General features: G+C 52.3%; 16 protein-coding genes. 13 read left to right on the top strand and 3 right to left on the bottom strand.

Annotated features, from left to right (window positions below; all coding sequences use genetic code 11):
• Positions 1 to 15: 15 nt before the first annotated feature.
• From ACNA6I_RS19820 to nadR, 3 genes are read left to right on the top strand one after another with little or no spacing between them, the layout of a single operon-like run.
• Positions 16 to 567, top strand: a complete 552-nt coding sequence (locus tag ACNA6I_RS19820; RefSeq protein WP_048006473.1) for a cysteine hydrolase family protein — start codon at positions 16 to 18, stop codon at positions 565 to 567.
• Entirely contained in the window at positions 564 to 1,259 is a 696-nt protein-coding gene (pnuC, locus tag ACNA6I_RS19815) for a nicotinamide riboside transporter PnuC (protein ID WP_048015902.1), read from the top strand. Before ACNA6I_RS19820 ends, pnuC begins: the two co-directional genes overlap by 4 nt.
• A 1-nt stretch (position 1,260) precedes the next feature.
• Entirely contained in the window at positions 1,261 to 2,283 is a 1,023-nt protein-coding gene (gene nadR, locus ACNA6I_RS19810) for a multifunctional transcriptional regulator/nicotinamide-nucleotide adenylyltransferase/ribosylnicotinamide kinase NadR (RefSeq protein ID WP_416314025.1), read from the top strand.
• Between the two features lie 36 nt (positions 2,284 to 2,319).
• Here the strand turns inward: nadR and ACNA6I_RS19805 are convergent, their stop codons facing one another.
• The 3 genes from ACNA6I_RS19805 to ACNA6I_RS19795 all read right to left on the bottom strand — a co-directional run bounded on the left by ACNA6I_RS19805 (position 2,320) and on the right by ACNA6I_RS19795 (position 7,273).
• A complete protein-coding gene (locus tag ACNA6I_RS19805; protein ID WP_416314024.1) occupies positions 2,320 to 3,900 on the bottom strand; it encodes an FMN-binding glutamate synthase family protein in 1,581 nt (526 codons plus the stop codon).
• A 63-nt stretch (positions 3,901 to 3,963) separates the two neighbouring features.
• On the bottom strand, positions 3,964 to 5,685 hold the full coding sequence (locus ACNA6I_RS19800) for a pyruvate oxidase (RefSeq protein WP_048012449.1): 1,722 nt from the start codon (positions 5,683 to 5,685) through the stop codon (positions 3,964 to 3,966).
• Between the two features lie 376 nt (positions 5,686 to 6,061).
• Positions 6,062 to 7,273 carry an SGNH/GDSL hydrolase family protein gene (locus ACNA6I_RS19795; protein WP_416314023.1) on the bottom strand — a complete coding sequence of 404 codons (1,212 nt, stop codon included), beginning with the start codon at positions 7,271 to 7,273 and terminating at the stop codon, positions 6,062 to 6,064.
• 263 nt (positions 7,274 to 7,536) lie between these two features.
• Between ACNA6I_RS19795 and manA the strand changes: the two genes are divergently transcribed.
• The 10 genes from manA to ACNA6I_RS19745 all read left to right on the top strand — a co-directional run bounded on the left by manA (position 7,537) and on the right by ACNA6I_RS19745 (position 25,343).
• The gene (manA, locus tag ACNA6I_RS19790) at positions 7,537 to 8,484 is read left to right on the top strand and encodes a mannose-6-phosphate isomerase, class I (RefSeq protein WP_416314022.1); all 948 of its coding nucleotides are present in this window, start codon (positions 7,537 to 7,539) and stop codon (positions 8,482 to 8,484) included.
• 682 nt (positions 8,485 to 9,166) lie between these two features.
• Positions 9,167 to 11,092 carry a BglG family transcription antiterminator gene (locus ACNA6I_RS19785; protein WP_063191884.1) on the top strand — a complete coding sequence of 642 codons (1,926 nt, stop codon included), beginning with the start codon at positions 9,167 to 9,169 and terminating at the stop codon, positions 11,090 to 11,092.
• Positions 11,093 to 11,528: 436 nt separating this feature from the next.
• On the top strand, positions 11,529 to 13,484 hold the full coding sequence (locus tag ACNA6I_RS19780) for a PTS fructose transporter subunit IIABC (protein WP_063190692.1): 1,956 nt from the start codon (positions 11,529 to 11,531) through the stop codon (positions 13,482 to 13,484).
• 159 nt (positions 13,485 to 13,643) lie between these two features.
• Positions 13,644 to 15,161 (top strand): cell wall-binding repeat-containing protein, encoded by a 1,518-nt coding sequence (locus ACNA6I_RS19775; protein WP_416314021.1) that lies wholly within the window; start codon positions 13,644 to 13,646, stop codon positions 15,159 to 15,161.
• A 194-nt stretch (positions 15,162 to 15,355) separates the two neighbouring features.
• Positions 15,356 to 16,756, top strand: a complete 1,401-nt coding sequence (locus ACNA6I_RS19770) for a glycoside hydrolase family 1 protein (protein WP_416314020.1) — start codon at positions 15,356 to 15,358, stop codon at positions 16,754 to 16,756.
• Positions 16,734 to 17,627 carry an ROK family protein gene (locus tag ACNA6I_RS19765; protein WP_416314199.1) on the top strand — a complete coding sequence of 298 codons (894 nt, stop codon included), beginning with the start codon at positions 16,734 to 16,736 and terminating at the stop codon, positions 17,625 to 17,627. The genes ACNA6I_RS19770 and ACNA6I_RS19765 overlap by 23 nt, the downstream gene beginning before the upstream one ends.
• Positions 17,620 to 18,243 carry a YesL family protein gene (locus ACNA6I_RS19760; RefSeq protein WP_053429510.1) on the top strand — a complete coding sequence of 208 codons (624 nt, stop codon included), beginning with the start codon at positions 17,620 to 17,622 and terminating at the stop codon, positions 18,241 to 18,243. Before ACNA6I_RS19765 ends, ACNA6I_RS19760 begins: the two co-directional genes overlap by 8 nt.
• A complete protein-coding gene (locus tag ACNA6I_RS19755; RefSeq protein WP_416314019.1) occupies positions 18,243 to 20,918 on the top strand; it encodes an alpha-mannosidase in 2,676 nt (891 codons plus the stop codon). The genes ACNA6I_RS19760 and ACNA6I_RS19755 overlap by 1 nt, the downstream gene beginning before the upstream one ends.
• Positions 20,919 to 20,930: 12 nt before the next feature.
• Positions 20,931 to 22,244 carry a glycoside hydrolase family 125 protein gene (locus tag ACNA6I_RS19750; RefSeq protein WP_048006486.1) on the top strand — a complete coding sequence of 438 codons (1,314 nt, stop codon included), beginning with the start codon at positions 20,931 to 20,933 and terminating at the stop codon, positions 22,242 to 22,244.
• A 12-nt stretch (positions 22,245 to 22,256) separates the two neighbouring features.
• Complete coding sequence (locus ACNA6I_RS19745; RefSeq protein ID WP_416314018.1) at positions 22,257 to 25,343, top strand: alpha-mannosidase; 3,087 nt, start codon at positions 22,257 to 22,259, stop codon at positions 25,341 to 25,343.
• The last annotated feature ends 24 nt before the right edge of the window (positions 25,344 to 25,367 follow it).

Below are 25,367 nucleotides of genomic sequence, written 5' to 3'. Positions count from 1 at the left end.
TTAGGGGGAGAAACAATGAAGAGGGCATTGATTGTGATTGATTATACGGTGGATTTTGTAGCGGATGAAGGAAAGCTGACGTGCGGGGAGCCGGGGCAGGTGATCCAAGGAAAGATTGCCGGGCTGATGAGGGAATTTGCTGAAGCGGGCGACTATGTGGTCGTGGCAAATGACATCCACTTCGAAGGGGATGAGTTCCACCCCGAAACCAGACTGTTCCCGCCTCATAATATCGCGGGGACGGAAGGCCGGGAGCTGTATGGAGCCGTCCGCACAGCGTATGACGATGTGAAAGCATCGGGCGCTTCGATCCTTGAATTTGATAAGACCAGATACAGTGCGTTCGCCGGAACGGAGCTTGATCTGCGCCTGAGGGAGCGCGGCATCCGGGAGATCCACCTTGTTGGCGTGTGTACGGACATTTGCGTCCTCCATACGGCAGTGGATGGCTACAATCTCGGGTACAGCATGGTCGTGCACCGGGACGCCGTGGCAAGCTTCAATCAGGCGGGGCATGAATGGGCGCTGGAGCATTTCAAACACACCCTGGGGGCTGATGTCAGATGAGTGTCTTCAAGGACTGGACGCTATTTGAGAAGTGCTGGCTGGCGGTCTTTACGGTCATCAATCTGTATCTTTTCGTTGCCCTCGATGACACTCTCCTTGGACTGATCGTGTCCCTGACGGGAATGATGTGTGTGGTGCTGGTGGCGAAGGGGAAGATCGCCAATTACTATTTCGGGATCATCCAGACCGGACTGTATGCGTACATCGCATACGGCTACGGGTTGTATGGGGAGGTCATGCTGAACGGCCTGTTCTATTTCCCCCTCCAGTTTGTGGGGATCTATCTGTGGAGCCGACATACCGTGAAGAGTGATGCGCGTGGGGAGGATGTGGTCGTCCATTCCCTCAGTAAGGCCGGGTGGATGTGGACGATTGCGGGATTCGCCGTCGGGTTCACCGCTTATGCCCTCATCCTTCAGGAAATCGGGGGCCGCAATGTGTGGGTCGATTCTGCCACCACGGTGCTGTCGGTCATTGCGCAGCTCCTCATGTTGAAGCGGTTCACGGAGCAGTGGCTCGTCTGGATCATGGTGAACGTCCTCTCCATCGTCCTATGGCTTACCACCTTGATGACACAGGGAGGCAACGACTTTGCCATGCTCGTGATGTGGAGTGCGTTCCTTGTGAACAGCGTATACGGCTACATCAATTGGAGACGGATCGGCAGTCAACAGGGGATGGAGGCAGCATGATATGAAGAAGATCGGATTCTACGGAGGGAAATTCCTGCCGCTTCATCAGGGGCATGTGTATGCCCTCATTCAGGCGTCCACCATGGTGGAGGAGCTGTATGTCGTCCTGTCACACTCTGAAAAGCGGGACCGGGAGATCTGTGCCCGAACGGATTTCCCCTATGTTCCGGCGACGGTCCGACTGCGCTGGCTCCATCAGCTCACGAAGGATATGCCGCATGTTCATATAGTGTCGATCGAAGACGATGCGGGGGATGAGGACTATGACTGGAGAGACGGGGCAGCCCTGATCAAGGAGGCGATCGGCCAGCCCATTGATGCGGTCTTTTCGTCTGAACGGGGATACTCGGATATTTTCCGAGAGTGCTATCCCGGTGCCGAGCATATCATCCTGGATGAAGAGCGGATAGTCGCCCCGATCTCTGCCACTATGATCAGGACTGACGGGGTGTACCGTCATTGGGGTATGATTCCGTCTGTGGCAAGATCGTATTTCGTGAAAAAAGTCGTGGTGGTCGGTACAGAGAGCTGCGGAAAATCGACGCTCGTGCGGAATCTGGCTACGGCGTTCAATACCAACTATGTGGCGGAATATGGCCGGACGCGCTGTGAGGAGATCGGCGGATATGACGGGGTGCTGCTTGATGAGGATTACCCCATGATTGCTTATGAGCAGCAGCGTCAGGTAGAGAAGGCCACCGTAGTCAGCCATCGCGTCCTGTTCGTGGATACGGAGGCGACGGTGACCCAATTTTATTCGGAATTGTATAACGCGAAGCATCAGGATGTACTGGATTCCATCGCCAAAGCGCAGGAATATGATCTGTATCTGTTCCTTGAGCCTGATGTCGAGTGGGTGGACGATGGCTGGCGGATGCACGGGGAAGAGGCAGTCCGAAGGAAGAATCACGAGCGGCTACAGGAGCTGCTGGAGGAAAACGGCATTCCGTTCACTACGCTCACGGGTTCTTACCGGGAGAAGTGGGAAGAAGCGCTCCGGCTTGTGAATGGAATACTGGAATAGAAGAAAGCCCGGTGATCCCACCGGGCTTTGCTGTGTTTACAGGGCTTTCTGCGGGACATCGGGGGACAGGGGCATCAGCCGGCCGTCCCGGTCCTTGTAGACGATATGATCCCGGGTGAATTTCGCCGGGGAATCAATGCCGGCCGCTGCTGCAAGATTGAAGAGCCCTTCCCTGAGAGAAAGGATGTAGTTGCAGACACGGAAGGACTTCTCTTCGACCACGAGTGCTTCCTGAAGCTTATCGTCGGTGGTGGCAACCCCGACGGGACAGTTGTTCGTATGGCATACCTGAGCCTGGATGCAGCCGACGGAGAACATGAGGCCCCTGGCGATGTTGACGAAGTCGGCTCCAAGGGCGAGGGCGTACGCAATCTTGTCGGGTGTGAGGAGCTTCCCGGATGCGAAGATCTTCACCTTGTCCCGGACCCCGTGTCGGACGAGGGTATCATGGATGAAGGGAAGGGCCGATTTGATGGGCACACCCGTGGCATCGGCGAGTTCCTGATACGATGCACCGGTCCCGCCTTCTCCACCGTCGACGGTGATGAAATCGGGATGACGGCCCGTTTTGGCCATGAAGGAAGCGAGCTCTTCGATATCCCCGGTGTTCCCGACAACGAGCTTGATGCCGACGGGTTTTCCGCCGACTTCACGAAGTTGTTCAATGAAGTCGAGCATGCCTTCCGGGGAATTGAACTCACGGAACCTGTTCGGGCTGTCGATGGACTCCCACGCCTCCACGTTCCGGATCGAAGCGATCTCGGGAGTGACCTTCTTGCCGTCAAGATGGCCGCCGCGGGTCTTGGCACCCTGGGCGAGCTTCAATTCGAACGCTTTAATTTCCTTCAGGGCGCTTTTCTTCTTGAATTCTTCCCAGGAGAAATCCCCGTCTTTCGTCCTCACACCGAATAGCCCGGGTCCGATCTGGCAGATGATGTCCACACCACCTTTTAAATGATGCTTCGATAATCCGCCTTCCCCGGTGTTCATCCATGTCCCGCCCGCAAGTCCGAGGCCAGTCGACAGGGCGGTGATGGCGTTGCCCCCGAGGGAGCCGTAGCTCATGGCCGACTGTCCGACGAGCCCTTTGACGCGGAAGGGGTGACGGCATGTATGCTCTCCGATGATGGGAGCGTCTTCATCTTTCAGGAGGAAGGGATCGGCCAACGTTTCTTCGCGGTGTTCCTTGCGGTTGAAGAGGTTGTCCTTATCAATCTTGTATACTTTCGTCGGCACCTTTTTCTCATTGTCCACGTTCAGTTCATCGCGCTGGACGGGGAACAGGGTATTCCGGATGAAGTAGCCCTCCCCGTCAAAGTCGCGCTCCGAACCGAAGCCGAGCATGCGGGTGTTATACTTGCCGGATTTCACGGTGCTTGTATAGTCATTCCGTGAGAAGGGTTTCCCTTCAGAATCATTATTGAAGAAATATTGCCTGAGCTCTGGTCCCATCTTTTCGAGGATATATCGCATCTTGCCGAGAACGGGATAGTGACGCAGGATCGCATGTTCCTCCTGGCGCTCATCGATCCGCCATATGTAAAAAATAAAGGCGGCGGGAACAAGGATGACGAGGGCAAGGAGGAGGAGCAGGATCCAAAGTAATATCGTTTCCATGAGGAAGACCCCCTTTAGTGATTGAATGGAAAAAAGCCGGGCGGATGCCCGGCCGAATCATGGTCAGAACAGGCGCTTCAAAGCTTTCTTGAGAGGCGGCATTTCGACGCTGTGATCTTTGTAGAATTTCTTCATCATATGTTTCGTATAGCCTTGGGCCTGTTCCCAGGTGATTTTGCCTGGAAGGGGAGGTTCAAGGTCGATTTCAACATCGATGATGACAGGTTTATTCGATGCTTTCGCCATATCGAAGGCAGGTCCGAGGTCTTCGTATGTCTTCACGTGATAGCCTTCCCCTCCGCATGACTTGGCGAATTGGGCAAAATCGATCTCCTGAAGCTCTGTGGCGTATTCAAGATGACCGGCTGCTTCCTGTTCATACTTGATCATGCCGATGCGGCTGTTGTTGAGCACCACCACGATGATCGGAAGCTTATATTTAACGGCGGTCACGAAGTCCTGCATGTTCATCGCGAAACCACCGTCTCCGCAGACGGCGATGGCCTGTCGGTCCGGATAGGCGAGCGAGCTTGCAATGGCACCCGGCAGTCCGCAACCCATCGTGGCCAACCAGCTGGAAATGATGAAGTCCTGATTGGTGATGTTGAAGTAGCGGGCCATCCACACGGTTACGTTTCCGACATCAACAGAAAGGACGGCATCCTCGTCTGCAATCCGCTCGATGTGAGGGATGACCTGGGGTGCTTTGAGTGGTGTGGATGTTTCTTCCGTGTCTTTCCCGATATGGGTCCACCAGTTCTGCATATTCTTCTGGCACTCTTCCAGGAAGGAGCGATCGTCCCTGCGCTGGAGGTGCTTATTCCATTCCTCCAGTACGAGGGCCGTATCCCCTACGATGCCGGCGGAAACGGGGTACCGCTTCCCGATCTGGGCGGGATCCACATCGACCTGGATCGCTTCGGCATCATCCGGTAGATAATCCCGGTACGGGAAGGAGGTCCCGATCATGATCATGAGGTCTGTTTCTTCCATTGCTTCATATGCAGGCTTCGTCCCAATCTGACCAAGCTGTCCGAGGTTCAGAGGATGCCGGTCCGGCAGCACGCCTTTAGCGGGAAGGGTGAAGATGATCGGGGCCCCGATCGTATCGGCGAATGCCTCGAGCTCTTTCTTTGCCGCTTTCGTTCCGGTTCCTGCCAGGATGACAGGGCGCTTGGCATTTTCGATGAAGTTGAGACCGGTGATGAGATCCTCCTTTTGAGGGATGTGTCTTGAGAATGATGTCAGACTCGATGTGAAAGAAGTTGCATTCTTGATTTTGTCCCTCGGGATGTCGTCCGGGATGACGAGGACGGCGACCCCATTTCGCGCATAGGCTGTGCGGATGGCCTGGTTCAGCATGTCAGGGAAAGCTTCCGCCGAGGCTACGGTCTCTGAATAGACCGAAACGTCGTCGAACATGCGTGCCAGATGAACCTCCTGGAATGAATCACGGCCCAATTCCGTTGTCGCCACCTGACCTGCGAGGACCAGCACCGGTGCTCCGTCGGCCTTTGCATCATACAGTCCGTTCAACAGATGGATCGCGCCAGGTCCGCCGATTGTCATGCAGACACCGATCTTCCCGGTCAGCTTTGCATAGGACGAGGCGGCCAGTGCCGCCACTTCCTCATGACGGATCTGGATGAACTCAATGTCGTCTTTCTTTCCGCGAAGTACATCAACAAAGTTATTGATCGAATCACCGGGCATCCCGAAGATATGCTGAACGTCCCAGTTTTGAAGGACGTCTGCAGCGGCATGTCCTGCCAGCGTTTTTGCCATAAGTATTCCCTCCTGGTGTATATGTCTTTCATTCTCTACCACTATTTCTTTCCAACTAAACTACGGAAGTAGAAATGATTGCATAATGGAGGAGGATTTTTCTACACTGGATTAAACGGATCATATGCAAGGGGGAACAGGAATGTTCAATACAATCAGGCAATGGTTCAAGCCGTCACGATGCGCGGTATGCGGCCGCAAGCCCGTGCAACCGCAACGCTACGTGAATGACCGCGGGGAGCCGGTGCTCGTGTGCAGGAAGTGTACGGAATATGCGGAGAGAAGGGCGTTTGTGAGGAGGTAATGAAAGGAGCGGTCCCTCCTAGGTGGGACCGCTCCTTACTAATTTTTGGGGATAGGGCTCTGCCTCCCTCTCTCAATGGTCAAACATCTTCAATTTTACCGTCTCGGCCATTTTCCGGTACCCCGCTTCATTCGGATGCAGACCGTCTCCGGAATTGTATTTCGGCTGGAGTCTGGATGGATCATCGGGATTCCGCAGCACTTTATCAAAGTCGATCACCCCGTCGAAGGCACCGCTATTCCGCATCCATGCGTTGACTTTGCGGCGCGTCCGGTCGCCTTCCGCGGTGTATTTTCCTGAGTCATTGTATGGGGAGATCGTGACTCCATAGATTTCGACGCCGTTCTTATGGGCCTCCTTGATCATGGCCTTCATTTCATCGATGATGGTCACGGCATCTGTCTCCGGGTGATGGCGGATATCGTTGATTCCCTGATGGACGATGACGCCTTTCACGCCTGTTTGTTCAAACACATCCCTCTTCAGTCGATCAGGGGCTTTTTCCCCTTTTTCCTCAGGACTGTCGAGGAGCTGATTCGCAGAGATTCCTGCGTTCAGGACCGTCCATTTTCCGTCTGCCTCATCATTGATCCGCTCGGACAGATAGTCCGTCCACCTGTGATTGGAGTCGACCTTTGAGTCGTTCCCGTTATCGATGGAGCTGCCGAGGACGACGATGGACCCTTTGACCTTCTTATCGGTCCGCACATCGACCCCATCGAGCCAGTACCATCCTTTTTCAATGGATTTGAATCCGTCTTTTCCTGCCTTGCCAGCGGCGTCTCCATCAGCTGAATAGGTCGTCTGCATCGACCGCGGGTGCCAGGTGGCAGGTCCTGATTCCCCTTTGAAATAAAGGCTCACCGTCAGAGCTTCATCTTTAGAGATCTTGATGGGGATCGAATCACTGTAGGTCCTTTCGCCGGCCGGGATGCGTACATCCTTTTTACCGTCAAAGGAGACGGATACAGGATCTTCCTTTGTTTCCGCCCCTTTTTTCGTTATGCCTATACTCACTTTGTCAACCTTCAGCACTTCATCAGAAAACACGTTTGACAGCCGGATTCGAACCTGATCTCCGTCCACATGGGGTTTGACCACCATGCGCACGGTCTGATCCTTGAACCCTTCATGGGATTCACCGTCATCGAAGGGCTCCTGCATCGCCGTCATCCAGGCGCCCATCCAGTGCCTTTCCTTCACCTTCTCTTCTTTTCCTTGATTCACAAAAAGGATGCCACCGACCACTACCGCGGCAAGTGCTATGTATAAAAAGATCCTCACCTTTTTCACCTCATTTAAGACTGACAGTATTCCTTACCCGATCTCTCTATATAGTAATGCCAAGGCAAGCGAATTTTATGATTTGGTCATATGGCTCCAAGATAGGGGAGTGCGGTGGAACAGTCAATGAACAATTCCTGGCATCCCGCTCCGACACGGCAATGGAATAAAAAAGATTGAAACCCTTCTCACAATGTAAGAAAATAGGTGGGGAAGAAAAAAGGAATGGCTCTGTTCATTCTTACATACATAGGAGGATCATCATGAATCAACCATTATTCTTAACACCCGTGTTCCAAGAACGAATCTGGGGAGGGACGGCCCTCAGGGATCAGTTCGGTTATGACATTCCTTCTGACAAGACCGGTGAATGCTGGGCCATTTCCGGGCACCCGAACGGACAAAGTACCGTCCGAAGCGGGGAATTCGCAGGGAAGACCGTCGGGGAACTTTGGGATCAGCACCCTGAATTATTCGGGAATTACGATTCACCTGTATTCCCATTATTGACGAAGATCCTCGATGCCAACGCCGATCTGTCCGTTCAGGTTCATCCGGACGACAGCTATGCAAATATCAATGAGAACGGCGAGCTAGGAAAGACTGAATGCTGGTACATCATCGACTGTGATGAAGGAGCCGACATGATCTTCGGCCACAACGCCCTTTCAAAAGAAGAATTCACAAGCATGATCGAAAAAGGTGAGTGGAGTGATCTGCTCCGTCGCGTGAAGATCAAACCCGGCGACTTCTTCTATGTACCAAGCGGCACGATCCACGCCCTCTGCACCGGGACCCTCGTCCTTGAAACGCAGCAGAGCTCCGATACGACGTACCGTGTATACGACTACGACCGTACCGATGCAGACGGCAACACCCGTGAGCTTCACATCGACAAATCCATCGCCGTGACCACGATCCCACATACCGCGGAATCTGTGGAGCCGAAAGTCGACAGCCGCGACGGCGTGACCATCACCACCTTCGTCGAAGCAGAATACTTCACCGTGCATAAATGGGAAGTGAACGGCCACGCATCCTTCATCCAGGACAAGCCGTTCCAGCTCGCCAGCGTACTGAGCGGAGCCGGGACACTGCGCGTGCAGGGAGAAGACCACGTCTTGGAAAAGGGCATGCATCTCATCATCCCTGCCGATGTGGAAACGTTTGAAGTGGAAGGTCAGGTTGAATTGATTGTTTCGCATGTGTAATGAATAAAGGGGGAGCGCAGGACCTTTTGGTTTTGCGTTTCTTTTTTTGTGTGGGGGTTGGGTGGGTTCGGGTCCGATTTCGGGTTTGCAAATAATGGGCGGGGTTCGTATGGAAAACGTGTTGAGTGCAAGAGATGTCATTCAATCATACGTAAACACCTTCGTTCGCAAATAAAAAAAAGACCTGAAATCCGACTCGCAAATAAATTTTTCAGTTCCGCTAATAAGTGTTGGATTTTCGCAATTATTTTTTTGGAATTCGCAAGTATTTGCGGCCACTGGACCTACCAGACAGTGACCGAACCCTTAAAACAGGGAAAAGCGGCTGCGAGAATTGTCGAATGATGTCATAAAGGTGGGATGGAGTGTTTTCGACCTTTAGTATCGCTGATATCAGGACCCTATTTGCAAATAAGCGAACCATTCCGCTAGGTCTTACAAAAAGAAGCAAATAAGAGCTCTGCTAACACGCTCAGCCATTCTACATTCCGATTATTGTTCACACCCACTACAAACGGGTGGAGCATCTCATACCACCACCAAACCTAAACAACTGTTTAACCCCACCACCCGGGACAGTACTCAATCCATGCCCCCCATCCAAACGTTTGTTTACATTTCCGTAAGCAAAAAGTATCATAAATAGATAAAACTCCCTGTCAAAACAGAGAAGGTGACGAGCATGAATGAAAGACAGCAGGAGATCTTGCGGATGCTGGTGAGCCGGCATCATGAATATGTCTTGATCAAAGAATTCAGTGAGGAGCTGCACTGTTCCGAAAAAACGGTGCGGAACGACCTCAAGGTGATACAGGAATCCATTGCAGCCTATCCGACGGCGGAGTTGATCCGGAAGCCGGGTCAGGGAATCTGCCTGGAAATCGGCGGACGCGACCGTGCGGAGCTATACCGCGAACTGCAAACGAGGGGAAGCAGTCATGTGGATGAGGAGGATCGGATCGTCCAGATTGCGTACTTTCTTCTCATGAATACAGACCCTGTCGTCGTGCAGAACCTGGTAGACCGGTATTATGTAAGCAAGTCGGTGATCAGGAAGGACCTCGAACGGATCGGGGACTGGTTGAAACGGTTTGATCTGGAGCTTCTGTCAAAGCAGAAGGTGGGGCTCACGATCGAAGGGACCGAGCTGAACCGTCGTCTGGCTTTGACGCGGCTTTCACAACTCGTGGATGATGGGGCGGATTCCTTCATTAGCGCTCAATTCACCCAGCATGAGATCACCATCGTGCGGCGGAGGCTTGAAGAGCTGCAGGAGAGGTTCGATCTTCATCTGACCGATGAAACCTTCGAACGGATCGTCGTTCATACCCTCCTCATGATCAAGCGGACGAAGCTGCAGCAGACGATCTCCCTTTCGGAAAAAGAAAAAACGATGATTATGGTGAAAAAAGAATATGGGTGGACGGTGGCATTCCTCGAAGGAATCGAGCCGTATTTTTCCGTGCGCTTCCCCGAAGCGGAGCAGGCATACCTGGCCCTGCACTTCCTTGGTGGGAAGTTCCGATATCAGGACGACGAAGCGATCCGCGAGCTCACCGGCCACGACAATCGACTCGGGGAAGTGACGGATCTTCTTCTCGGGAAGCTGTCCGAGATGCACGGCGTGGATTTTTACAGTGACCCGGAACTCTTCAACGGTCTGACCGTGCACTTGAATTCCACGTTGAATCGCCTGACATACGGACTTCCAGTCACAAATGTGATGCTCGGGGACATCAAGCGGATGTATCCGTTCATGTTCGACCGGATCATGCTCGTCCTTGAAGAACTGGAAGGCATCGAGGTGCCGGAAGAGGAAGCCGCCTATATCACCCTACACTTCCAGGCATCACTCGAGCGCCTGCAACAACCCATAACAGACGTGAAAAGAGTCGTCATCGTCTGTCATATGGGGATGGGGATGTCCCAGCTCCTTCGTACAAAAATCGAGCGGAAATTCACGTCTGTCCTTGTGCTGGCAAGCATCGGTAAAGGGGAGCTGCAGTCCTTCCTCGAGACAAGCGAGGCGGATCTCATCATTTCCACGATCAGCCTTCCCGACATGGGCGTCCCGGCGATCGTCGTTTCCCCGCTGCTCGGAAAACAAGATGAAGAAAGGCTGAAGGAGCGATTGACGTACCTCGAGGACCCGGTGCAGAGGGGACAAAAGGAATCGGTCATCCTGAAGTTCGCCAACCCATTCCTCGTCTTTCTTCAACAGGAAGGTTCCAGCCGCTACGAGTTGATCCGGAAGCTTGCAGGGACCCTCGTGGACAAAGGGTTCGTCGATCATGCCTACATAGAAAATGCCATGATCCGCGAACGGATGTCGGCAACCACCATCGGGGCAGGGATCGCCATTCCCCATGGTCATCCCGACCTCATCCACCAGTCGGCCATCGCCATCGCCACCCTGCGTGAACCGATCGAATGGGGCGAGGAGAAAGTCTCCCTCGTCTTCCTCCTCGCCGTCAAAAGCACCGAACCGGCCGAATCCCGCCAGCTCTTCCAGGAAATCTCGCACCTCACCGAGAACCCGGAACGGATCGAGCAGCTCCTCTCCGACCGTGACGCCATGACATTCCTGACCCATCTCGGGGCCGTGTGAAACGGCCTCTTTTTTTATTTAGTATTTTAAATGAAACACAGAGATGAAAGGGTTAGTAATTCCTCGGCTCGTGATGAAAAGAGACATAAGTATGCGTGCGGGATTCTATTTACAGACCAATCGTCAGGAATTTATTCTACTATTTCGCACAAGTGTCTTGCAGTGGAGGTCGACCGACTCCAGCGGGAGTAGCGGGCAGGTGAGACCCTGCAGGCCTGCCGAAGCGGCTCACCGCCCGCCTCGCAGGAAAGCGGTCGACCGGAGCGGAAAGACACGTCCAATCTATGGAACCAAGGTATTTGTAGCCAAGCATCATAACCCCGGGAAAAACAATATATCCACTTTTACCACAACCTCCGGTAACAACTTGACCTTTTTCGACAGGATTCTCGGTGTATAGTAAATGTAAGCGATTTCGATAAAGGAGACAAACACTATGAAAATACTAGCCATCACCTCATGTCCAAATGGAATTGCCCATACATACATGGCCGCCGAGAACCTCGAAAAAGCAGCCAAAGAAATGGGCGTCGAAATAAAAGTCGAGACACAGGGCTCCATCGGTGTCGAGAACGAACTGACCGATAAAGACATCCAGGAAGCAGCAGGCATCATCATCGCCGCTGATAAAACCGTCAATAAAGACCGCTTCAACGGCAAGCAGCTCCTCGTCACGGGCGTGCAGGACGGGATCCGCAAGCCGAAGGAACTCATCCAAAAGGTGATCGACGGAGATGCTCCGATCCATCAATCAAGCGGACAGACCGAGAAGAAGTCCGATAAGAAAGAAAACCCAATCTATCGTCACCTTATGAACGGCGTATCGTACATGGTTCCGTTCATCGTCATCGGCGGTCTGCTCATCGCCGTGGCCCTGACACTCGGAGGCCAGAAAACGCCGGGCGGACTCGTCATTCCGGATGATTCATTCTGGAAGCATATCGAAGCCATCGGTTCTGCGTCCTTCACGTTCATGGTGCCGATCCTCGCCGGGTTCATCGCCTACAGCATCGCCGACAGGCCGGGTCTTGCACCAGGTGTCGTCGGAGGATTCATCGCCGCCAACGGAAGTTTTTATGGAAGTGAAGCAGGAGCCGGATTCATCGGTGGGATCATCGCCGGTTTCCTTGCAGGGTATGCCGCTCTCTTGATCAAGAAGATCAAAGTACCAAAAGCCATCATGCCGATCATGCCGATCATCATCATCCCGGTACTCGCCTCCCTCATCGTCGGCCTTGCCTTCGTTTATCTGATCGGGGCGCCGGTTGCGAATATCTTTGAAGTCCTGACAGACTGGCTCGCCGGTATGCAGGGAACAAGCTCCATCCTTCTTGCCTTGATCCTTGGAGCCATGGTGTCATTCGATATGGGTGGGCCGGTCAATAAGGTCGCCTTCCTCTTCGGATCTGCCATGATCGGAGAAGGAAACTATGAGATCATGGGCCCGATTGCCGCGGCCATCTGTATCCCGCCGATCTCCATGGGACTCGCAACATTCATCGGCCGCAAGAAATTCCATGCCGCCGAGAAAGAAACAGGAAAAGCATCGTTCACGATGGGACTCTTCGGGATCACCGAAGGAGCAATCCCGTTTGCTGCACAAGATCCACTCCGCGTCATCCCGAGCATCATGATCGGATCCATGACCGGTTCCGTCATCGCCATGCTCGGTCACGTAGGAGACCGCGTCGCCCACGGTGGTCCGATCGTTGCCGTACTTGGTGCCGTGGATAATGTATTCATGTTCTTCGTCGCCGTCATCGTCGGCTCATTCGTCGCAGCCATCGTTGTGAATCTATTGAAAAAAGACATTGTGGAAGAAGCCCTTACTCCTGAAGGTGTCTCAGTCAGCGTACCGGAAGAGGAGAAAGGTGAAGAACCTGCCGTACACAAAACTGCGCCTGAGGCAACACAGGCTGCAGTACCGGTTGAAATCAACCGCCTGACCGATATCACGAACCTCGACCTGATCGAGATCGACCTCGCCGGGGAGACCCGTGATGACGTCATCGACGAAATGATCACCAAGCTTCATGCCAATGGAAGCATCGCTTCCACCGCAGACTTCAAGGAAGCCATCATTGCCCGTGAAGAAGAAAGCTCCACCGGGATCGGCATGAACATCGCCATTCCGCACGGTAAGTCCGATTCGGTCCAAAAACCAAGCGTCGTCTTCGGCATCAAACGGGACGGAGTAGATTGGAAGAGCCTCGACGGATCCGAAGCCAAGCTCATCTTCATGATCGCCGTACCGAAGCAAAGCGCCGGCAACGAACACCTGAAGATCCTTCAGCTCCTATCACGCCAGCTCATGGACGACGACTTCCGCAACCAGCTCCTCGCCGTCCAAACAAAAGAACAAGCCTACACACTACTGGAAAAAATAGAATAGAGTGAAGCATGGGGACGGTTCCGATGCGTCAAAAAAAATGACGCACAGGAAACGTCCCCTTGTGTCATGTTGTCGAAAAAAAGAAAATTTTGCTAGTTATCTCCATATGAAACTATTATACTAGGGAACAGGAATATTTTTCATGAAACTAGTTGATTAGTGAAAAGAGGAAAACAATTGAAGAGCATGTATAAAATATCATTATCAAGCCTGTTCGCCGTGATCATCTTGATGATCGTGGGCGGCCAGACTGCGTCTGCATATTCCCTTGATCGGGTCAGTGGCAATGACCGGTATCAAACGTCGGTCGCTGTATCCAAAAAAGGATGGAAGAGCGGGGCGAAGACCGTCATCCTCGTGAATGGGAAGGATCTTTCGGAAGCCGCTGTTGCTGCGCCGCTCGCCAAGCATCTGGATGCCCCGGTGCTTCTGACGAATCCAACCGCACTGTCTTCAGCCACACGCAAGGAAATTCAACGGCTGAACCCGAAAACCATCATTCTCCTTGGTGGAAAAAAGAACCTTTCTGACAAGGTGATCGATGAAACGATCAAGGCAAAGGTGAAGCGGATCGGCGGGAAAGACAGCTACGAGACGGCTGCTTTGGTGGCAAAGGAGCTTCCGGCTTCATCTAAGGCTGTGGTCGCTTACAGCGGTTACCTGCACGATGTATTGGCTGCTGCCCCGTATGCAGCTAAGAATAAGATGCCGATTCTATTAACCAAGTCCGACAGTCTTCCGGCCGCTACGAAAAAAGCGCTGAAAGGGAAGAAAAGCACCATCGTGATCGGTCGTACAAAAGCCGTTTCGGAAAAAGTGAAGAAACAGCTTCCTAAACCAATCAGGATCAGTGGCAGCGATCGCTACGACACATCTGCACAAATCGCCAAGCTCATGGGCACGAAAAAGAAATCGTATGTGGTCACTGGAAAGGATATGACCGATGCAGTATCGGCATCCGCTCTGGCAGCGAAAGACGGAGGGGGGCTCCTCTTCGTCGAGAAAACCTACGTCTCCACCCCTGTCAAAGTCGTCATCGATCAAAACAAATTGACGCAGTTCACCGTCATAGGTGGTACGAATATCATTGACAACAAAGTCGGCGCCGAGCTCAAACAGCCGATCGAGCATCTCCTCGTGAACAAAAAAGTCGCTGTAGGGAAAGACTATAAAGCTGCGAAACTCGTAGAACCAAAGGTTAAATTCGCCTTCAGCTACAACGATCCAAAGCGTCTCATGGACAGCCGCGCCGTCCCGAACTTCGAGGCCCTCATGAAGGCGGCTTGGAAAGATAACGTGAAGCTTTACGCACAGTCCGGCTACCGCTCCTACGACAGACAGGCGGAACTGTATAACTACTACAAACGCACCTACGGGGAAAAGTACGCAAGCCGAATCAGTGCTAAACCGGGAACAAGCGAGCACCAGACCGGTCTTGCCATGGATGTGACCAGTCCATCCGTCGGCTATGACCTCGTAGAAAAATTCGCCAACACGAAAGAAGGAAAATGGGTCGCGAAAAACGCCCATAAATATGGATTCATCATCCGTTACCCTAAAGGAAAAGAAAATGAAACCGGGTATGCTTACGAGCCGTGGCATCTGCGCTATGTTGGGAAAGATGCAGCTAAAGAGATTTACTCCAAGAACATGACGTTCGAGAAATATGTGAAGTAATCAAGGTGAACCTTCCGCTTATGGTGGAAGGTTTTTTTCTTGGGTGCCACCAATTCGCTCTCATAAACTGTCCATATTAAAGTTTTCCTGCCTTTATTAAAGGACTTCCTGCCAGGCAGTTCCATGGTTGATTTTTTGTCTATATGATAGGGATAAGAGAAAATGTAAGCGATTTCTAAAAGGGGGTGGGGATAATGGAATTCCCGAAAGGTTTTATGTGGGGAGCGGCTTCATCGGCGCCTCAGATGGAAGGGGCTTCAAGCCGAGGGGGGAAGTCTCCGAGCGTTTGGGATCATTGGTTCCAGAAAGAGCCACACGTCTTTTATCAAAGGATTGGGCCTGAGGAGACAACAGGTTTTTATGCCAATTATAAAAAAGATATTTCACTGATGAAAGAGCTCGGGTTCAATTCCTATCGTACATCGATTTCATGGACGAGGCTGCTGCCCGACGGTCACACGTTGAATGACGAAGCAGTGGAGTTTTACCGTGATGTGTTCACCAGAATGCTTGACCAGGGCATCCGCCCCGTGGTGAATCTTTTTCATTTTGACATGCCGTATTGGCTTTATGAGAAAGGTGGATGGGATATCAGGGAGTCAGCGGAAGCTTTCGCCTTATATGCGGAAACGGCTTTTAAATGTTTTGGGGATCTTGTAGAGGACTGGGTGACCTTCAATGAACCGATTGTCCCTGTAGAGATGGGCTACTTGAATGATAAGCATCTACCTGGTGTGTTCAACATCAGGAGAGCCTGTCAGGCTGGGTTCCACACCTTGCTTGCCCATGTCAAGGCAGTACAGGCTTTCCGGAAGAATGAGCATCGGGGAAGGATCGGCATCGTACTGAATCTGACGCCGAGTTATCCGAGATCAGAGAATGTGGAGGATGTGAAGGCGGCAGAACTAGCAGACGCCCTATTCAATAAGAGTTTTCTTGACCCAGTCGTCAAGGGTGAATACCCACATGTCTTATGTGAGTTTATACGGAATGAAAGCATCAGTGTCAACATGTACCCCGATGACCTGAAGTTGATCAAAGACAACCCGGTGGATTTTCTCGGGGTCAATTATTATCAGCCGAGAAGGGTGAAGGCAGGGGATGAGGGGGCTGAACATGTCTTGGATCGTTCCTTCCTCCATTACGAGTGGCCTGATAGAAAGATGAATCCGCACCGGGGATGGGAGATCTATGAGAAGGGGATCTATGACATCGCCATTCAGATCCGTGATGAATACGGGAATATCCCTTGGTTTATCGCTGAGAACGGCATGGGTGTCGAGGGGGAAGGCCGTTTCAGGGACGAGGCGGGATCCATACAGGATGAGTACCGGATCGAGTTTTTTGAAGAGCACCTGAAATGGCTCCATAAGGGAATTGGTGAAGGCTCCAATTGCTATGGATTCCATGTATGGACCTATATCGATAGCTGGTCATGGCTCAATGAATACAAAAACCGCTACGGGCTTGTTGAGTTCGATCTTGATAGTGGCGAACGCAGGAAAAAGAAGAGTGCTGACTGGTTCAGGAAACTGGCGGAATCGAATCGATTACCGGGAGAGGCGGCATGTGATGAAACATCTATTCGCCATTGATATCGGTGGGACGTTGACGAAATTCGCCCTGGTCACCAGTCATGCTGACATTGTTCTGAAAGAGGAGGTCCCGACGCCTGTCAGTGTAGAGGAATTCAGCGTTCATGTCGATCAGGTCCTGGGAAGATGGCAGAGGGACCACCATATAGAGGGGATCGCCATCAGTTCTCCAGGCAGCGTAACGGATGCCGGTTTTGTCCTCGGGCATAGTGCGGTGAATTTCATCCATGTCGTGAATCTGCGTGCTTTATTCCACGAACGATACGGGTTGCCGGTCACAATGGAGAATGACGCCAATTGTGCGGCCCTTGCAGAGCAGTGGAGCGGGGCTGGTGCCGGTTGTGATACATTTGCCTGCATCGTGTGTGGCACAGGGATCGGCGGAGGGATCGTCATAAACGGTCGGCTGCATAAGGGAGCGAACCTCCATGGTGGAGAATTCGGTTATTCCCTGATGGAAGGCCATGAAACGTGGAGTGAACGTGGATCATCATTTGCCCTGACGAAGCGTCTGAAGGATGAGCCCCCACATGGAGCCGCATGGACCGGCTCGCGTGTGTTCGAAGAGGCTGAAAAGGGTCATGCAGCAGCAGAGAAATCCCTCAATCAGTTCTTCCATACCATGGCTGTCGGGATATTCAATCTTCAATATATGCTTGATCCCGAGAAAATCCTCGTGGGAGGAGGCATTACGAGACAGCCGAGCTTCCTTCAGCGGTTGCAGACTGAGCTTGATCATGTCATGACGGCCAAGCCGATTGCAAAGGTGAAGCCGACTGTGGAAGTCTGTACCCATTTGGACCAGGCTCAGCTCATAGGGGCAGCCTATGTGTGGAGGAAGACATACGGAAAGGAAGATGTACATGTTTAATCGCTTGGGAAGTCTGTTCACAGAAGCGAGCCTCTGGATCTGGAAGACGATGCAGCTCAATGTGATCTGGTTCATGCATATCCTTCTTGGTGGAGTCGTTCTGGGCTTCTTTCCTGCCACAACGGCCCTATTCGCCACCACACGGAGATGGCTGAAGGGCGGTCTCGAAGAGCCGATCTACGATGGCTATCATCGCTACTACAAGGCGCATTTCTGGAAGACGAATGCAATCGGATGGATTTATACATCAATCGGTGTTTTCCTTGCCCTGGATCTATATCTCGTTACCCAACTGAAAGGAATCGTCGTGTTGTTCAGCACGGCAATCATCCTATTCCTCTCAATCCTATATGTTTTTTCATTTTTATATGTTTTCCCGTATTACGTCCATTTTGAGCAATCGCTCAAACATTATTTGATCCAGCCATTCATCCTCACCCTGATCAGCTTCAAGCAGAACCTGGTCATCACGATCGGCCTCACGATGGTAGGCTATCTCATTTATCAGATGCCTGGGTTGATTCCATTTGCCTTGGGCGTCATGCCGGCCTACTGGATCATGAAGGTATCCATGAACCGCTATAACCAATTTGCAGCGACAGGAGGAAAAGCTTGATGGGGAAAAAGACAGCGCATATCATCTCTCATTCCCACTGGGACCGGGAATGGTACATGTCCTTGGAAGAACATAAATATTATCTGGTCAAACTGTTCGATGATCTGCTCGCGAAATTAAAGGAAGATCCTGATTTTCATAGTTTCCACCTTGATGGGCAGACCATCATGGTAGATGACTACCTTGGCGTCAGGCCGGAAAGGGAGGCGGAAGTGAAGGCGTATATCCGGGAGGGCAGGCTCATCGTCGGACCGTGGTACATTCTGCAGGATGCCTTTCTTACAAGCTCGGAGGCCAATGTCCGCAATCTCCTTTATGGGATGAAGGATACGGCAGAGTGGGGGCAGGACGGGTATCTCGGATATTATCCAGACACATTCGGCGTCTACGGTCAGGCACCCCAGCTTCTGAAACAGGCCGGCATAGATACAGCCGCCTTCGGAAGGGGCGTGACCCCGACGGGCTTTAATAACCAGGTGCACCATGATGAGTTCTCGTCTCCTTATTCCGAGATGGTTTGGGAAGCACCGGACGGAACGCAGGTGCTCGGGATCCTGTTTGCCAACTGGTACTCGAATGGAAATGAAGTTCCTTCAGACCGTGAAGGGGCGAAAGCATATTGGGAGAAGAAGCTCGCGGAGTCGGAGCGGTTTGCCTCGACTTCCCAGCTCCTGTATATGAACGGATGCGATCATCAACCCTTGCAGGCAGACATTACGACGGCCATTGAAGTCGCCAACGAACTCATGCCGGATGTGACGTTTAAGCATTCGAGCTTCAAAGCATACATAGACGACGTGAAAAACGAGCTACCCGATGATCTGCAAACGATCCGTGGGGAGATGAGGAATCAAAAGACCGATGGTTGGTCAACGCTTGTGAACACGGCTTCAGCGCGCATCTATTTGAAACAGGCGAACGACCACTGCCAGCTGCTGCTGGAGAAAGTGCTTGAACCCCTTGGTGTTCTTGTGGGGGATCGGGATCTGCATCGGGATTTCTCCGAATACTACTGGAAGCTCCTCATGGAGAATCACCCACACGATAGCATCTGCGGGTGCAGTGTCGATGAAGTCCACAGGGAGATGGTGACGCGATTCGAGAAGGTGGAGAAGGGAGCGCAGCGCTTTATCCATGAGCAGCTCCGCGACATGGCGTCAGGTCTTGATACCGGGCATGCCGATCCGTTGGCAGTACCCCTTATCCTTTTCCATACGGAAGCATCATCCCGGGTGATCACCCAAAAGGTGATGGTGGATAAGATCTACTTCAGCGACAGGGATTTCCGTGAGATCCCTGGGTTATTAAAAGGTCGTGAGCTTCCGGTATATGCATTGGAGCGCGCTGATGGGACGTTGATCCCGGTCCATGTAGAGGACCATGGCGTTTCCTTCGGATATGATCTGCCGCGTGATGGCTTCAGGCGTCCTTACTACGGCAGGGAGATCAGCATCACGTTCCCCATCGACTTCACGACGGCTCTCGGCTATGAAGTGGTACACCTCATTCCTTCAGATGAAAGAATAGTGGGAGAAGGGATGTGGAACGAGGAGAAGCGTCAGCTTGAAAACGGGAACCTTCTGGTGACCATCCATGAGAATGGAAGCTATAGCCTTGTGGATAAACGCACAGGCTATAAATATCCGAATCTCGGCGTCTATGAGGATAGCGGTGATATCGGGAACGAATACATGTTCAAGGAAACCGGCGATCGCCTCAGGTTTACGACGGAAGATGCCCTGTCTGCTATCGATGTCGTCACGGATACCCCATACAAATCCATCGTTGAGATCCGCACAACCATGATCATCCCGAAAAGCGCTCATGAACATCTCCAGCAAGAACGTGAAAACTTGGTATGGCATCCTGAGCGTACTTCAACTCGATCAGAAGAGTTGACGGAATTCCCGATCACGACGACCCTCACCCTCCTGAAAGGAGCAGAGGGGCTGAAGGTGGATGTGAAGATGGATAACCAGGTGAGGGATCACCGTATCCGGGCCCGATTCCCGGTCGGCAAGGGAAATGACCATCACTATGCGGACAGTATCTTCGAAATCGTCAAGCGTCCCAATCAACCAGAAAGGCAGTGGGCGAATCCGACATTCGACCACCATATGCAACGATTCGCCAGTCTTGATGACGGGGTGCAGGGTCTCACGGTGGCAGGCATCGGTCTCCATGAATACGAGATCACAGGAGGAAACGTCGTGGAGCTCACCTTATTGCGGTCTGTCGGGGAACTGGGTGACTGGGGTGTGTTCGATACTCCGGAAGCACAGTGCATCGGGGAGCAATCGGCATCCTTCATGATCATTCCTCATGCAGGATCGGTTCTTGAATCCAACATGTATAACAGAGCGTACAGCTATCCAATCGATCCGACCGTGGTCCAGGTCGAGCGGAATGATGGGAACGGCTCAAGAGTTGAAGCCCCCTTCAAGTGGACAGGAGAGTCCCTTACGCTTACGGCCATCAAACCATCACTGAAGGGAACTGGGATCATCGTCCGCTGGTTCAATCCGACAGCGGAGGAGCAGTTGTTGATCGTAGAGGGCAGCGTGCTCTACCGTTCTACCATACTTGAAGAAAAGAAGGAACAGATCGGTACAGGAAAAGCGGCATGCGCCGTTCGACCGTATGAAATCATCACCATGATCATTGATGAAGAATAAGGAGTGGAGACGATGACAGAACAAGTGATACCAGCCTCATTTCAACACATACTGGAGAAGGTAAAGAAAGCCTACGAGCAGGATCCCGAAGTGTATACGTTATTCGAAAAATGCTTTTTGAATACGTACCAGACCACCTTGAAGAAGGATGAAGAGGGAACCTTTGTCATTACAGGTGATATCCCGGCCATGTGGCTCCGTGACTCATCTGCACAGGTTCGTCCTTACTTGATCCTGGCCAAAGAGGACAGGGGAATCGCCTCCATGCTGAAGGAAGTCATCCAGCGCCAATGGAAGTACATCCTCATGGACCCTTATGCCAATGCGTTCAACAGGACAGCGGACAATAAAGGGCATCAACAGGATCACACCGACATGACACCATGGATCTGGGAGCGTAAGTACGAGGTCGATTCCCTCTGCTATCCGATTCAGCTCACTTATCTGTACTGGAAGGCAACGGGAGACGAGACGGTTCTGAATGAGACGCTTAAGGAAGTCCTTGCTGTGATCCATGATCTATGGAGGGTGGAGCAGGACCATGAAGAAAACTCCCCTTACCGGTTCCAACGTGATGACTGCCGCGTATCCGATACGCTGTTGCGCGACGGAAAGGGCGGCTATTCCGTACCGACAGGCATGACGTGGTCCGGATTCCGTCCGAGTGACGATGCCTGCCTATACGGGTATCTTGTGCCTGCCAATATGTTCGCAGCCGTTGTCCTCGGCTATGCAAAGGAAATGCTGGTTACGATGGGAGAATCTGATCTGGGTGAGAAGATGGCGGCACTCGGTCGTGAAATACGCAATGGCATCGAAGCACATGCCGTAGTGGATCATCCGGAATTCGGGAAGATCTACTCGTTCGAAACAGATGGCGCAGGACGATATAACCTGATGGACGACGCGAACGTACCCAGCCTCATGGCAATTCCATATATGGGGTATGCAGACGCAGAAGATGAGACGTACGTGAATACCCGAAACTTCATCCTCAGCCGTCACAACCCTTACTATTACGAAGGCAAAAAGGCTTCCGGAATCGGCAGCCCGCATACCCCGGATCACTACATTTGGCATATCGGCCTGGCAGTTCAGGGGATGACAGCCATCTCCAGGAAAGAACGGGACGCAATCGTGGATATGTTCAAGAACACCCACGGGGGAACAGGTTTCATGCATGAAGGATTTGATGCCGATCGTCCGGAAGAATTCACACGCGATTGGTTCGCATGGGCGAACTCGATGTTCAGTGAATTCATCCTGAGTGAGCTGGGCATCCATGTTCCGGAAAGCCCGCTTGCCCAATCACACCACACTTCATAACGGAGGGTCCGTATGTTTTACTCAATCCAAAAAATCGAAAATAGACTGAACGAACTGGATCGACTTCGTTACCGTGATTGCAGGGGGCTCGGCCCATTTGGCGTCCACGAACCGAAGCAGGGAGAAGAGAATCTCCTTCCAACCCATTTCGAGGGAGAAATGAATGTACACGATACGTGGTCCGGGCGGGACCGGTATGTGTGGCTCCACACTACTCTGCATGTACCCGAGGATGAGCGAAGAGCAGTGCTTTATCTCGACCTCGGGCGAACCGGCGGGGGAAACAACTCCGGGTTCGAGTCACTCCTTTACCTGAACGGACGACCGTTTCAGGGAGTGGATTCCAATCACCGTGAAGTGATCCTCCCTGAAGGAGGCCGATTCGATATGACGATTCAGCTATGGTCGGGTCTTGAAGGCGGTGGGAACCCGTCGGAGCAATACTACCGGTTGAAAGAAGCGTGGTGGGGCTTCCTTGATGGTGAGGTCGACGATTTCTATTTCAAATCCAAAGCCATTTTGGAAACGGCCAAGGAGCTGGACGAACATGATGGTGTGCGCTCCAACTTGATTGCCCTCCTGAACAGGGTATTTTACGAAATTGACTGGACCGATCGGGGAGAGTCTTTTTATGAAAGCGTGAGGAAGGCAGCAGCTGTCCTGGAAGCGGAAAAGAACAAGTGGCAGAAGCACTCCGAAGTGACGGTTCATGCGATTGGTCATTCCCATATCGACCTTGCCTGGTTGTGGCGCACCAAACATACAAAGGAGAAGGCGAAAAGGACATTCGCAACCGTTCTCCGCCTCATGGAGCTGTACCCGGATTACACCTACATTCAGAGTCAACCGCAGCTGTATGCATGGGTGAAGGAGGAAGAGCCTGAGCTTTACGTAGCCATCCAAAAAAAAGTCGAAGAGGGTCAATGGGAAGTGGAAGGCTCCATGTGGGTGGAAGCCGACTGCAACATCCCGTCGGGCGAATCCTTCGTCCGGCAGCTCCTCTATGGAAAGGCCTTTTTCCAGAAGGAATTCGATCGACGAAATCGCACGCTATGGCTTCCGGATGTCTTCGGCTACAGCTGGTCGCTCCCGCAGATTCTGCGAAAATCAGGGATTGATACCTTCATGACCACCAAGATCAGCTGGAATCAGTATAACCGCATGCCTCATGATACGTTCAGGTGGCGGGGGATCGACGGTTCCGAGATCCTGACCCACTTCATCACGACCCCGGAGCCGGGCAGGCCTGCAGACTCCTGGTTCTATACGTACAACGGGCTCGTCACGGGAGAGACGGTGAAGGGCATCTGGGAAAAATACCGGGATAAGGATGTGAACCGGAATCTGCTCCTTGCTTACGGCTATGGGGACGGTGGGGGCGGAGTGAACCGCGAGATGATCGAGATGAAGCGGAAGCTGTCTGATGTGCCGGGCATGCCTCGAGTTCAATCCACGCGTGCCTCGGATTTCTTTGATGAGCTTCACGAGACCGTGGATGGAACCGATCAGTATGTACACACATGGGACGGAGAGCTGTACCTCGAGTACCATCGTGGAACATACACATCCCAAGCCAGGATGAAAGAACAGAATCGGCAGCTTGAACTGTCCTACAGGGAAGCGGAGTTCCTCGCTGCCTGGCATGCTTTGCTAAACGGGTGGGAGCGGTATGCCGGGGAAGCCTTGGAAGAAGGGTGGAAGAAAATCCTCCTCAATCAGTTCCATGACATCATCCCGGGTTCCTCCATCAACGAAGTGTATGAGGACGCCCATCTTGAGTATGATGAGGCGAGAATCATCCAAAAGGGTGTTGTATCCGACTTGGAATCACAGATTATCAGCAAAAAGCAGAACTGGTCATTCATGCATCCCCATCAATACACAGCACCGGTCCTGATGACAGTCCCGGGTGAGCACGACTCCTATGAACACGAGGGGAAACCGGTACGGACCCAACCCTTGTCAGGAGGGGGCACGCTTGTACTGGTGCCGGATGTGAAGGCATTTGCATATGGCACGCTGACCGCAACGGGAGCAAGTCCTTCAGAGGAATCTCCTTTGAGCGAAATTGATCTTACCCATCGATCATGGGAAACGCCATTCTATCGATTATCCTGGAATGAACAAGGTCAATTCACAAGCATATTCGATAAAGCGGAAGGGCGCGAAATGATCGAGCCGGGACGTGCAGGGAATGTCCTGAAACTCTATGAAGATAAGCCGATGGCCCATGATGCCTGGGATCTTGATCTGTATTATATGGAAAAATCCAAGTCTATTGATTTACTGAAGGACTGTACTATACTTGATAATGGGCCCCTGCAGACGACCATCGAGTTCAGGTGGGAAGCCCCGCAGGTGAAGATCATTCAGCGGATCCATTGTTATGCCCATTCCAAACGGATCGATTTTGAAACGGATGTGGATTGGGAAGCCCGTCAACAGCTCCTCAAGGTGGAATTCCCCGTAGCGATACGGTCGACGGAAGCCATCTATGATATCCAGTTCGGGAACGTCAAACGACCGACCCACTGGAATACGTCCTGGGATGTGGCACGCTTCGAATCCGTCGCTCACAAGTGGGCGGCCCTTTCAGAACCATTCTATGGCGTCAGCCTCATGAACGACAGCAAATACGGCTATTCGATCAAAGACAATGTCATGGCCCTCTCCCTTCTCAAAGGTCCGGTTTATCCGGATCCGAAGGCCGATATCGGTCACCATCATTTTGTCTACTCCCTGTATCCATTTGCGGGACAAACGGCCAAGCATGATGTAGAAAGGGAAGCCACCTACCTGAATGCCCCCATCAGGGTCATGAAGGGAACGGCCTCTGAGGAGTTTACAAATTCCCTCCTCTCCATCAGCGGAACGGGCGTCATCGTCGATACAGTCAAGAAGGCGGAAGAGCGGGGTACGCTCATTGTGCGCCTTCATGAAATGGAAGGAGCCACCACGTCCTGCAGGATCAACATGGACGTGAGGAAATGGCGGGAAGTGAACCTCATGGAAGATGAGTATCTTTCGGAATACACTTCAGGTCCAATCGACCTCACCTTCCACCCATATGAAATAAAAACAATCGAACTGGAAAAGTGATTTCAGGGTGAACAGGAGCTCACA

Origin of the sequence: Rossellomorea sp. FS2 (assembly GCF_047915635.1) — a bacterium.
Taxonomy (GTDB): domain Bacteria; phylum Bacillota; class Bacilli; order Bacillales; family Bacillaceae_B; genus Rossellomorea; species Rossellomorea marisflavi_A.
The sequence above is the reverse complement of the archived record's forward strand: the minus strand, read 5'-3'. Positions and strand labels throughout refer to the sequence as shown.

Coding starts and splice junctions, on each gene's coding strand:
- ACNA6I_RS19820 (WP_048006473.1), top strand. CDS start 16: ATGAAGAGGGCATTGATTGTGATTGATTATACGGTGGATTTTGTAGCG.
- pnuC (WP_048015902.1), top strand. CDS start 564: ATGAGTGTCTTCAAGGACTGGACGCTATTTGAGAAGTGCTGGCTGGCG.
- nadR (WP_416314025.1), top strand. CDS start 1,261: ATGAAGAAGATCGGATTCTACGGAGGGAAATTCCTGCCGCTTCATCAG.
- ACNA6I_RS19805 (WP_416314024.1), bottom strand. CDS start 3,900: ATGGAAACGATATTACTTTGGATCCTGCTCCTCCTCCTTGCCCTCGTC.
- ACNA6I_RS19800 (WP_048012449.1), bottom strand. CDS start 5,685: ATGGCAAAAACGCTGGCAGGACATGCCGCTGCAGACGTCCTTCAAAAC.
- manA (WP_416314022.1), top strand. CDS start 7,537: ATGAATCAACCATTATTCTTAACACCCGTGTTCCAAGAACGAATCTGG.
- ACNA6I_RS19785 (WP_063191884.1), top strand. CDS start 9,167: ATGAATGAAAGACAGCAGGAGATCTTGCGGATGCTGGTGAGCCGGCAT.
- ACNA6I_RS19780 (WP_063190692.1), top strand. CDS start 11,529: ATGAAAATACTAGCCATCACCTCATGTCCAAATGGAATTGCCCATACA.
- ACNA6I_RS19770 (WP_416314020.1), top strand. CDS start 15,356: ATGGAATTCCCGAAAGGTTTTATGTGGGGAGCGGCTTCATCGGCGCCT.
- ACNA6I_RS19765 (WP_416314199.1), top strand. CDS start 16,734: ATGAAACATCTATTCGCCATTGATATCGGTGGGACGTTGACGAAATTC.
- ACNA6I_RS19760 (WP_053429510.1), top strand. CDS start 17,620: ATGTTTAATCGCTTGGGAAGTCTGTTCACAGAAGCGAGCCTCTGGATC.
- ACNA6I_RS19755 (WP_416314019.1), top strand. CDS start 18,243: ATGGGGAAAAAGACAGCGCATATCATCTCTCATTCCCACTGGGACCGG.
- ACNA6I_RS19750 (WP_048006486.1), top strand. CDS start 20,931: ATGACAGAACAAGTGATACCAGCCTCATTTCAACACATACTGGAGAAG.
- ACNA6I_RS19745 (WP_416314018.1), top strand. CDS start 22,257: ATGTTTTACTCAATCCAAAAAATCGAAAATAGACTGAACGAACTGGAT.